The sequence below is a fragment of the Segatella salivae F0493 genome, assembly GCF_000477535.1.
GTDB lineage: Bacteria > Bacteroidota > Bacteroidia > Bacteroidales > Bacteroidaceae > Prevotella > Prevotella salivae.
This window is the reverse complement of the sequence record NZ_AWGW01000003.1, coordinates 13,970-25,623: the sequence shown is the minus strand read 5'-3', so window position 1 is coordinate 25,623 and position 11,654 is coordinate 13,970. Positions and strand designations below refer to the sequence as shown.

At 40.6% G+C, this 11,654-nt stretch carries 10 protein-coding genes; 8 read left to right on the top strand and 2 right to left on the bottom strand.

Translation table 11 applies throughout. The features are described 5' to 3' along the window. Window positions 1–23 precede the first annotated feature (23 nt). A complete protein-coding gene (locus HMPREF9145_RS00250) occupies window positions 24–521 on the top strand; it encodes a hypothetical protein (RefSeq protein ID WP_021824409.1) in 498 nt (165 codons plus the stop codon). Window positions 522–615: 94 nt separating this feature from the next. Here HMPREF9145_RS00250 and HMPREF9145_RS00245 read toward each other — a convergent pair whose 3' ends face one another. After that, window positions 616–1,053, bottom strand: coding sequence for a GatB/YqeY domain-containing protein (locus HMPREF9145_RS00245; protein WP_021824416.1), 438 nt, complete (start codon window positions 1,051–1,053; stop codon window positions 616–618). A 110-nt stretch (window positions 1,054–1,163) separates the two neighbouring features. After that, on the bottom strand, window positions 1,164–1,943 hold the full coding sequence (locus tag HMPREF9145_RS00240; RefSeq protein ID WP_231369730.1) for a GIN domain-containing protein: 780 nt from the start codon (window positions 1,941–1,943) through the stop codon (window positions 1,164–1,166). A gap of 869 nt (window positions 1,944–2,812) precedes the next feature. Here HMPREF9145_RS00240 and epsC point away from each other — a divergent pair. The 7 genes from epsC to HMPREF9145_RS00200 are packed head-to-tail and all read left to right on the top strand — an operon-like array spanning window position 2,813 to window position 11,532. Beyond that, on the top strand, window positions 2,813–3,754 hold the full coding sequence (gene epsC, locus HMPREF9145_RS00230; RefSeq protein ID WP_021824357.1) for a serine O-acetyltransferase EpsC: 942 nt from the start codon (window positions 2,813–2,815) through the stop codon (window positions 3,752–3,754). Further along, complete coding sequence (locus HMPREF9145_RS00225) at window positions 3,738–5,231, top strand: THUMP domain-containing class I SAM-dependent RNA methyltransferase (protein WP_021824408.1); 1,494 nt, start codon at window positions 3,738–3,740, stop codon at window positions 5,229–5,231. The genes epsC and HMPREF9145_RS00225 overlap by 17 nt, the downstream gene beginning before the upstream one ends. Before the next feature lie 3 nt (window positions 5,232–5,234). Beyond that, window positions 5,235–7,412: a S9 family peptidase gene (locus tag HMPREF9145_RS00220; protein ID WP_021824402.1), complete on the top strand. Its 2,178-nt coding sequence runs from the start codon at window positions 5,235–5,237 to the stop codon at window positions 7,410–7,412. Window positions 7,413–7,421: 9 nt separating this feature from the next. Continuing rightward, window positions 7,422–8,690 (top strand): phosphoribosylamine--glycine ligase, encoded by a 1,269-nt coding sequence (purD, locus tag HMPREF9145_RS00215; RefSeq protein WP_021824382.1) that lies wholly within the window; start codon window positions 7,422–7,424, stop codon window positions 8,688–8,690. Then, entirely contained in the window at window positions 8,691–9,632 is a 942-nt protein-coding gene (locus HMPREF9145_RS00210; protein ID WP_021824423.1) for a hypothetical protein, read from the top strand. Then, window positions 9,608–10,837 carry a metal ABC transporter solute-binding protein, Zn/Mn family gene (locus tag HMPREF9145_RS00205; protein ID WP_021824370.1) on the top strand — a complete coding sequence of 410 codons (1,230 nt, stop codon included), beginning with the start codon at window positions 9,608–9,610 and terminating at the stop codon, window positions 10,835–10,837. The genes HMPREF9145_RS00210 and HMPREF9145_RS00205 overlap by 25 nt, the downstream gene beginning before the upstream one ends. After that, window positions 10,834–11,532 carry a metal ABC transporter ATP-binding protein gene (locus HMPREF9145_RS00200; RefSeq protein WP_021824453.1) on the top strand — a complete coding sequence of 233 codons (699 nt, stop codon included), beginning with the start codon at window positions 10,834–10,836 and terminating at the stop codon, window positions 11,530–11,532. The genes HMPREF9145_RS00205 and HMPREF9145_RS00200 overlap by 4 nt, the downstream gene beginning before the upstream one ends. Window positions 11,533–11,654: the final 122 nt, after the last annotated feature.

Sequence of the window (11,654 nt, the reverse complement as noted above, 5' to 3'; positions counted from 1 at the left end):
ATCAATCATTAAACATTACGCTTATGAACACAACTATGCTCGTTATTATTATTTTATGGTTTCTCGTTGGTGTGGGAGCTATGATATATATGAAGACAAAAGGACTCGGTGCAAAAGGTAGTTATGCTGTAGCCGCACGACAACTATTTAGACAAATCTACCCAGCTCTTGATATTCAGCAGTATGAATTCTTAGAATGTACAAGAACATATAGCGCTGTTGAAGTGCGCATCCCTGTGCTTATCGCTTATAATTCGAATGAATTTTTCTTGATTCCTGCAACACGTAATCTCACAGGTACACAGCTTAATGCCCCCGATTCCTATGTAGACAGAAACGAACACATCCCACTTTTGGGCATTCAACAAATCGGAATCAACGACAACGGAACAAAAATGGCCTTCGTTATCAAAGGTAAAGAGACGATATTGAACTTCAGTAAACGCAACACTTTCGGTGAAGATCAAAGCCAAAAAGTTGCAGAATTCTTGGCAACCATGACTGAAGCTGCCAACAATTAATAAGCCCCTGAGGGCTGAAAAATAAGATTTGAACTTTAGGATTGCCTTTATTTAACAAGTCAACTCCTAAAGTTCAAACTTTAATCAATATGATTTAATGCTTCAAATGCTTACGAACAAGCTCTGAAATTGTCTTTCCATCGGCAGCACTCCACTTGGCTTTCACTTCTTTAATCACGTTTCCCATCTGCTTTTGTTCAATGCCTTCAGGGTATGAAGCGACAATAAAAGCTTCGATTTCTTCATCTTTTGGTGCTGCAGGAAGTAAGGCTTCAAGAATCAAATACTCATTCTTCTCATTCTCAGCCAAGTCATTTCTACCTGCATCAGCATACACTTTCTCAGACTCTTTGCGCTCTTTTACCATCTTACGGATTATCTGAATCTCTGCTGAATCGTCTAAGGTTTTGGCATCTTTTGCCGTACTAAACTTCAGGAATTCACTTTTTAGGAGACGATAAACGGCTGCTTTTTCTTTCTCACCTGACTTCATTGAAGTCATAATCATCTTGTTAATTTCCTCGTTATACATACACTTTAATATTTAATTTTGCAATCATTGCACCTTACAATGATTGCAAAGATAGGAAATTATCAATGAAAACACACACTTTTTACTGTGAAGATAGTTAAACTATAGCTTTATTTGATGTTGACATTAAAAAGCTCTTTTGTCTTCTTACCAAACGTATCATTATGCTGAATCCAATGTTTGCACGTGCCTTTCAATACTACATCGCCCGTACCATCAATGGTTGAAGTGACCGTTCCGCAATCTTTCACACGAACACGGATATCTCCTGTGCCATCAAGCGATAGCACTGCACTCGGCACTTTGACCATAAACATCTTGATATCTCCCGTGCCATCAAGAGACGCTTTGACTGACATGGCTTCGAGATACCCCACTTTTAAGCTGCCCGTTCCATCGACTTCTCCTTTGAAATTATCGCAAATCAAGGTATCAATTTGTAGGTTTCCAGTCCCCTCAAGAGAAGCTTTCAGTTGGTCGGTATCAATCTTTTTTGCCTTAAAACCGCCTACACCTTCGTTCTCAACCTCCACAAGATTGGGGCTACTTAGATAGACCTTGACGCCTTGACCAGCATTACCAAACAACTTAAAACTATTAGATCCGACTGTTGTTATAACGAGTTTATCGCCTTTAAAATCTACTTTTATAGCCTCAACTGCAGCTTTCGAGCCCACAATTCGAATGCTTGAGGAATCTGATTGCGTATAAATGACATCACCAACTAAACACGTTTCAATCTTTGAAAAATATTTGTTTTTAATCAAACGCGTAACTTGTGGGCCCCTGAATTTACCCTCCATTTTGCGTATATTGTTTGATGTAATGCCACAACTCGCCATTGCAAGGAGGCTGAAAAGACTGAATGTTAATAGAAAGATACGTTTCATAATCATCATTTTAATTATTAATTATATCACTTAGACGCAACAAAAATAAGAAAAGTTGCAGGAAAACAAGAAAAAATAAATATTAATTTGAATAACCAATAAAGAAAAAATAAAACACAGCTACAATCACCTGACAAACAGAATGAGCTTTTATTCATATACAGAACGAATTTTCTTCCGAAACAATATCCCATAAAACAAAGTTCAATTTCATTGAATTAATAGGCAAGAAAACAAGGATACATCTTGCAGCCTCATTCAGGTTTATTCAAGAAAATACTTCAAAAACCCAGCCGTCAGAATCATCTTAATTCATGACAAAAATAAAACAAACGCATCAATCCACACACATCTTATCGCAAACTCACACAATTCACCTTGTAACGACTATGATTTTACGCCGTAAAAGCTATCAAATTACACGACAATATGACACAAATAACAACGTAATAGTCAGACGTTGGACTACCACTTAGTAAGCGCCTGATAAACAGAATGTTTCCATTCATTAGAAGGAAGAGTAACATTCACTGCCTGTTCCATAGCAAAGAATGTGACATACTGAATTAAATTTAAATTCAAGTTGAAATAAATCAACATATCAACACATTCTCTTTCATAAGCGAATAACGACCAACAAGCCAAAATAAACATAGGCTTTGCACCTTGAAGATTATTCTCTAAGAAAATATTGCCCCACACTTGGTTTCATTTGTCCATAGAATAGCCACCACGAAAAGAGGCAAGACAAATGACCATCCTCGTTGAAAAGTTTTTCAAAATAATCGTGTAAAAACTTCAACTTTCGTTTTGTCTTCTTCACTTTTTTAGTATCTTTGCACATAATATATATTGAGACAACAAACGAAATGAGCAATATAGAGCCGACTCATGTACTGACACAGACCGTAAAAGAATTGTCGGAGACCGACACTTTGAAAGGTTTGTGCCATCATCATCATGACGGTTATCCGTTACCTTCAGGCAAAACGCTTGAAGAAATCGTTGATTTGTCGCGTGCAATCATCTTTCCTGGATACTATGGAAAGTCATCTGTCAACACACAAACCATCAAATATCACATTGGAGTCAATGCAGAGCGCATGCAAAAGCGGCTTTATGAGCAGGTTTTGGCAGGTCTTTGCTTTGGTGATATGTGTGAGAAACCCGATGATAAAAAGTTTATCGAGCTGCGAAAACAGGCTGAAACAATCTCTATAAAGCTTGTTTCCTTGTTGCCACACATCCGTAATCTGCTGGCCACCGATGTTGAAGCAGCCTATAACGGAGACCCTGCCGCCGATAGTTATGCTGAGATTATCTCGTGCTATCCCGTCATAAAGGCGCTGACAAACTATCGAATTGCACACGAACTTTATGAGATGCACGTGCCGTTGATACCGAGAATGATTACCGAAATGGCTCATTCTGAGACTGGAATTGACATTCATCCAGGTGCTAAAATCAGTGAATACTTCACGATAGACCATGGTACTGGTGTTGTCATTGGTGCCACTTGTATTATCGGAAAGCATGTAAAGCTCTACCAAGGAGTAACACTTGGGGCCAAGAGTTTCCCTTTAGATAAAGACGGAAAGCCAATAAAAGGCATCGCACGTCACCCCATTTTAGAAGACAATGTGGTGGTATATTCAAACGCAACTGTGCTGGGTCGCATCACCATTGGTAAGAGTTGTGTCATCGGAGCGAATACATGGGTGATGGAAGATATGCGTCCCAAGACTAAGAAATATAAGAAAATAAAGAAAGATATAATAGATATTCAATACAACAATGGAACAGGAATTTGAACTCATTGCCAAGACTTTCATGGGACTTGAACCCGTTTTGGCTCAAGAGCTCACCCAACTGGGTGCCAATAATGTACAGACTGGACGTCGAATGGTGTCGTTTACAGGAGATAAAGAGATGATGTATCGCGCCAATTTCCAACTACATACGGCCATAAGAATCCTCAAACCAATCGCTCATTTCAAAGCCCGCTCGGCTGAAGATATGTATGATGAGGTGAAGAAAATAGACTGGAGTAAATATATTGAGAAGGGAAAGACCTTCAGTGTTGATTCAGTTGTCTACTCAGAAGAATTCAGAAACTCGCGCTTTGTCACATATAAAGTGAAGGACGCCATTGTTGATCAATTCCGTGAAAAGACTGGAATCAGGCCGAACATCAGTGTGAGTAACCCTGACATTCGACTCAATATACACATCGCAGAGGATAAAGCGACGTTAAGTCTTGACTCTAGTGGCGAGAGCCTTCATCGCAGAGGATATCGTCAAGAGAGTGTAGAGGCGCCATTAAATGAAGTCCTTGCCGCCGGAATGATACTCATGAGTGGTTGGAAAGGGGATTCAGATTTCATCGATCCCATGTGTGGTTCGGGCACAATCCTCATCGAAGCAGCGCTCATCGCACGTAATATCAGTCCGGGAGTATTTAGAAAAGAATTTGCATTTGAGAAGTGGCCAGACTATGATCAGGACCTCTTTGACCGGATATATAATGATGATTCACAAGAGAAAGAATTCGATCATCACATCTATGGCTATGACATTGACATGAAAGCGGTTAATACTGCTCGTTTGAATGTTAAGGCAGCAGGTCTTTCTCAGCTTGTAACCGTGGAACAACAAGATTTCAAGAACTTCAAGAAACCAGCCGAAAAGAGTATTATAATGACTAATCCTCCCTATGGAGAACGCATCTCAACACCAAACCTTTTGGGCACTTATAAGATGATAGGTGAACGATTAAAGCACGAGTTTGGAGGCAATGAAGCGTGGGTTTTGAGTTATCGTGAAGAATGCTTTGACCAGATTGGTCTTAAGCCCAGCATCAAAATACCTCTTTATAATGGTAGTTTGGAGTGTGAATTCCGTAAATATTCGCTCTTCGATGGCAAGATGAAAGAGTTCAGAGCAGATGGAGGCATCGTGAAAACTGCTGCAGAAAAGAAAGAGATGGCACAGAAACATCGCTTTAAAAAGAATCGGGAATTCACGAAACGACTTGAAGAAGAGAGCAGCAATGAAGAGGGAGATATTCGTAATTTCACCTTCCACAAGCATGAGATTGATGGCTTCTCGGGACGCAAAAAGCGTACAACAAGAGACCATGACGATAGCCATGACAATGAGAACCGACGTGGAAAACGTGGTAATTCTTTTGGAGGTCGTGACGAAAGAAAAGGAAACAAACGATTTGATAAAGGCAGTAAACGAAACGGATTCAATAAAGGAAGATCACATTTTGATGAGGAAGATTAAGCCATGAGAAAGTTTTTCACACTGATATTGACAATGGTTGCCGCATTAACTGTACATGCACAAGAGTTAAAGCCTTTGACTTTAGAGGACTTAAACTTTGGAGGAACGAACTATCATAACATGGTTCCCAAGACGCGTTACACCACTTGGTGGGGTGATGAGCTTGTGCACTTGGATACAGAAGAATGTTTTCTCGTCAATAAATCGACGGGAAAAGAAAGTCGATTGTTTACACTCTCTGAATTAAATCAGTGGAGCGGAATGAAACTTCGGCACCTTTATAATCTTAGTTTCCCTGAAAATGGAAAGTCATTGGTATGGCTTAATGACGGGAATGAACGCATGTTGTTCGACTGGAAACACAAAAAGGCTATATGGAAAGGTAATATCAGTATGGCAAAAGGTGCGCAAGCACAAGACTTTAACAGTGTTTCGAGAGCGTTAGCCTACGTAAAAGACAACCAACTTCACGTCATTGATGCACACGGAAACGACCATCAGCTGACCACAGATGGTAGTCGTGAGATTGTTTATGGACAGAGTGTGCACCGCAATGAGTTTGGAATTACGGGTGGACTCTTTTGGAATCACGATGGCACTCGATTGGCTTTCTATCGTATGGACCAAAGCATGGTGAGCGATTATCCACAAGTTGACATTCCAGAGCTTGACTGGAAACCTTCTAATGGACAAAGCCGCATGGCCAAAGCAGACCCAGATAAATATCCCATGGCAGGTGAAACCATTCACAAAGTGACCGTAGGTGTATATGATTTAGCTACAAACAAGATTACATATCTTGCCGCAGGAGATCCCACTGACCGTTATTTCTCGAATATAAGTTGGGCACCTGACAACAAAACGCTATACATGTTTGAACTTAATCGCGACCAAAACGATTGTCGTTTGATGAGTTATAACACGATTACGGGACAGCCAATAGCTGAAATTTACCATGAGACGGATTCAAAATATGTTGAACCTCTCCATCCGATTACATTCATTCCTTGGGACAACAACAAGTTTATCTTGTGGAGCCAAAAGGATGGTTACATGCATCTTTACCTATATAATAAGGAGGGAAAAGCACTTCGTCAGCTCACAAAAGGAAAGTATGTAGTCCTTGATCTCTTAGGTTTCGATGCCAAGAATAAACGTATCTTTATCGAAAGTAATGCTTGTAGCCCAATACAAAAGAATCTCTTTGCGATTGACTTTGCGTCAGGAAAGCAAACACTTCTTGACGTAAATGGGAAAGGATGGCATTCAGGCAGCTTGAGTAAAAGTAGTAATTATATTGTTGATAATTATCAAACACCGGCTATTCCTCGTAATATTGCGATTGTAAATACAACAAACGGCAAGTCAATTAGCTACTTTAAGGCGGCTAATCCATGGCAAGGCTACACTGTTCCAACGTATGAATGCGGCTCGATTAAGGCAGCTGATGGCGTAACAGACCTCTACTATCGAATGGTTAAGCCTCTAAACTTCGATCCAAACAAGAAATATCCCACCATTGTTTATGTCTATGGAGGTCCTCATGCCCATAATGTTGATGCACGATGGCACTATAGTAGTCGTGGATGGGAAACCTATATGGCCGAACACGGCTATCTTCTCTTTATCTTAGACAATAGAGGAAGCGAGCACAGAGGCAAGGAATTTGAACAAGTTACCTTTAAACATTTGGGCCAAGAAGAAATGAAAGATCAGATGGAAGGAGTCAAATTCCTAAAGTCTTTGCCTTATGTTGACGCACAACGCTTAGGAATACATGGTTGGAGTTTTGGTGGTTTTATGACTATAAACCTTATGACGACCTACCCAGATGTATTCAAAGTCGGCGTAGCGGGTGGCCCAGTAATCGATTGGAAGTGGTATGAAGCCATGTATGGAGAACGATATATGGACACGCCTGAAGCCAATCCACAAGGTTATGCAGCATGTAGCTTGCTGCCAAAAGCTAAGAATCTTAAGGGAAAACTTGAGATAATCATCGGTCTTAACGACCCCGTTGTCGTACCACAGCATGCTTTTTCTTTCTTGAAGGCATGCATAGCAGCAGGAACACAGCCTGACTTCTTCGTCTATCCAGGCGAGCCTCACAACATGAGAGGACATCAGAGTGTGCATCTGCACGAACGAATCAGCCAGTATTTCTTTGATTATTTAAAATAGATTCCAATCATGAGACTATTATTATTGGGTGGAGGTGGCCGCGAACATGCCTTAGCATGGAAGATAGCCCAAAGCAAAAAGTGTGATAAGTTGTATATTGCTCCGGGCAATGCCGGCACAGCTGACTGCGGAGAAAACGTCAATATCAAGGCTGATGACTTTGAAAAGTTAAAGGACTTTGCTGTTGATCACCACGTCGATATGGTCGTTGTAGGTCCTGAAGACCCTTTAGTTAAAGGGATTTATGACAACTTTAAACAAGATAAACGCACGCAAAACATCCCCGTAATTGGGCCATCTAAAGCCGGAGCTGTACTTGAAGGAAGCAAAGATTTCGCTAAAAACTTCATGCAACGGCATCATATTCCAACAGCAAAGTACAAGACATTTGATGGCAACAGCCTTGAAGAGGGGTTGCGATTTCTTGAAACTTTGCAACCACCTTACGTCTTAAAAGCGGATGGATTGTGTGCAGGAAAAGGCGTTTTAATACTTCCTAACCTTGAAGAAGCAAAGAAAGAACTTCGTGAAATGCTTGGAGGAATGTTTGGAAATGCCAGTGCACAGGTGGTCATTGAAGAGTTTTTATCAGGTATTGAGTGCAGCGTTTTCATCTTAACTGATGGTAAACACTACAAGATTCTGCCTGAAGCTAAAGACTATAAACGTATTGGTGAGCACGACACTGGGCTGAATACAGGAGGCATGGGCAGTATTTCTCCAGTTCCATTTGCAACCAAAGATTGGATGAAAAAGGTTGAAGAACGAATCATCAAGCCTACTGTTGATGGATTATCTCACGAAGGAATAGACTATAAAGGCTTTATTTTCTTCGGCCTCATCAATGTTAATGGTGAGCCAATGGTTATCGAATATAACTGCAGAATGGGCGATCCTGAGACAGAAAGTGTTATGCTTCGTCTGAAGAGTGATATCGTAGACCTCTTTGAAGGCGTTGCCACCGGTGACTTAAATCAAAGAGAAATAGCGTTCGATGAACGTGCTGCAGTTTGTGTTATGCTTGTTAGTGGAGGCTATCCTGAAGCATATAAGAAAGGCTATCCTATCACAGGAATCGACAAAGTAGATGGAAGTATCGTCTTTCATAGTGGTACTGCCAGCAAAGATGGCCAGATTCTAACGAATGGTGGGCGTGTCATTGCCGTTTCATCTTATGGGAAGGATAAAGCTGAGGCACTGCAAAAGAGTTTTAATGAGGCTCAAAAAATTCAGTTTACTGACAAATATTTTAGAAGAGATATAGGCAAAGACCTTTAAATGGCAAGTAAAAGAAGACAGGAAAGAATAGCAACAAGCAGACTGACACTGCCTATAACAGTTGTTTATGGCATGGTCGTTGCATTGGCTGCAGGCACCATCCAGCAAGGACTCTGGGTGCAAGCAGCCAGCCTTTTCATAGCAACTGGGATGATTGCAATACTCAACAATCGCTATTCGCTCATCAGAGTGTATAGTCGTATGCTGTCATGCACATATCTCTTGCTATCTGCAATGGTGTGTTTTCGAACGAGTTCAACAGATGGAACGATTGTAACGCTCTGCACTATTGCTTTCTACCTGTTTCTGTTTCAAGCCTATCAAAATCGTTACGGGGCTGCATCCATCTTCTATGCCTTTACGATGATTGGCATTGCGAGTATCTTCTTTGTAAAGATTCTCTATTTCGTTCCCTTCCTTTGGATAGCACTCATAGGCTTCATTTTAGCCTTTAGCCTACGCACTTTCGTAGCCTCAATCTTGGGCTTACTATTCCCTTATTGGTTTGTTGCAGGCTATGCAGTCTACACCAACAGCCTTCCGAAGTTGTGGACCCACTTCTCCGATCTCGCTGTTCTATGCGATTTCAGTTACTATCATCAAGTAACCGAACACCAAATTGTTACATTTTCATTCATTGCCATACTTGGATTAGCTGGTATAATCCATTTTCTTCGCAACAGTTATAAAGACAAAATAAAGACCAGAATGTTCTATGAGACATTCATAATGATGCAGGTTGTGACGACTATCTTCATTGTCTTGCAACCCCAACTCTATGGTTTTCTTATTCACATCATGATTATTACGACAGCAATATTATTCGGACACTTCCTCGCTTTGACGCGAACGTGGTTTACAAACATTGTGTTCCACGTTGTCATTGTATTGATATTGCTACTCACTGCTTATAATTTATGGATTCCATCATTGCTTTTTTAATTGATTGGGGCTATTTAGGTATGTTGCTATCTGCCTTTCTTGCAGGTAGTTTTTTCCCTTTCAGTAGCGAAGCAGTCATGTTAGGTTTGCTTGCTGCGGGACTGAAACCATGGCCTCTTATACTATATGCCACAATAGGAAATGTGTTGGGCGGACTCTTCAACTATGCCATTGGACACATGGGACGCATGGATTGGATAGAGAAATATCTACATGTTAAGCCAGCAAGTCTTCAGAAAGCACAACGCTTTATGGCTGGAAGAGGCGCATGGATGGGCTTCTTTGCCTTTCTGCCGATTATTGGAAGTGCCATCACTATCGTATTAGGTTTGATGCGTTCCAACTTACTTATCTCGACAGTTAGCATCACAGCAGGAAAGTTTGCACGTTATGTTATCTTGGCTTTCTCGGCAATTACACTGACCTCTTGCAGCTTTTCATCTCCTAAAACCAGTCAACAAATCACTGTATCCATAGAGCCTTTGCGATACTTTACAGAGCAAATTGCTGGCAATCGGTATAAAGTTGTGACGATGGTTCCTGGTGGGATGAGCCCTGAAACCTATGAACCAACAGCCCAACAGATGATGGCCCTCAATGAAAGTACACTCTATATAAAGGTTGGACAGATTGGTTTTGAACGCACATGGATGTCAAAACTCAAAGCCAATGCACCTCATACACGCATTGTTGACACGTCAGTAGGCATCACGCCGGTAAAGACTTTGAATGGTATAATAGACCCACATACGTGGATGAGTTGCCGTAATGCCCGACAGATTGCATACAATATCTTCAATGCTTTGAAACAAACGAACGCAAAGGATAGCGCATATTATAGGGCAAATCTCAATAAATTGCTCACAAAAATCAATGCAACAGACAAAGAAGTCAACAAGCTTTTGGCAGGTAAAACAAAAGCGTTCTTGATCTATCACCCTATCCTAACCTACTTCGCTCACGACTATCGGCTTACTCAAATACCCATAGAGGAAGAGGGACGCGAGCCAAGTGCCAACCAATTACAAAGCATTATACGCTTAGCAAAGCAACAAAAGATTAAGACATTATATATCCAAAAGCAGTTCAATAACCGCAATACGGAGATCGTTTCAAAAGACTTGAACCTCCCATCTACGGCTATTGACCCGCTAAACTATCATTGGAATCAACAAATGATAACCATTGCAAAAGCCTTGAAATGAGTCAACCCATCATCAAATTACAACATATTACTGCGGCATATCCTGAGAAAACTGCGCTCAAAAACGTAAATCTCACCGTCTATGATGACGATTATTTAGGGATTATTGGACCCAATGGAGGCGGTAAAACGACCCTCATCAAAATTATGCTTGGCTTGATGAAGCCGAAAGAAGGACAGCTTTCGTTCTATAAAAACGGGCAAAAAACAGACCATATTTGCATGGGATATCTCCCCCAATACACGAATATTGATAAGAACTTCCCCATAAATGTTGAAGATGTTGTCATCTCTGGACTCAAGAAAAAACTATTTGGCAAGTACACAACTCAACAACTTCAGCAAGCAAAACAAACGATAGAACAAATGGAACTCAATGCACTTAGACACCAACCCATAGGCACATTGAGTGGAGGCCAACTGCAACGAGTGCTCTTAGCGCGTGCCATTGTGCAGCAACCTGACGTACTTATCCTTGACGAACCTAACACTTATATTGATAAACGCTTTCAAGAACAGATGTATGAGATGTTAGCTGATATCAATCATCAGTGTGCAATAGTCATGGTTAGCCATGATATTGCCGAGATACTCAATAATGTTAAGCACATCGCTTGCGTTAATGAAGGACTACATTATCATGAAACGACAGACTTACCACAAGAGAAATTGGAGGAACATTTCCTCAAAATATAACTGCGAATAATAGATATTGTGATATAAAATCATATTCTTCGCTCAGTAAATAAAAGAATATTAAGAACAAATGACTAATCCGTCCTAAACCAATTAAAATTAAGTAAGAAGACCATTAAAAC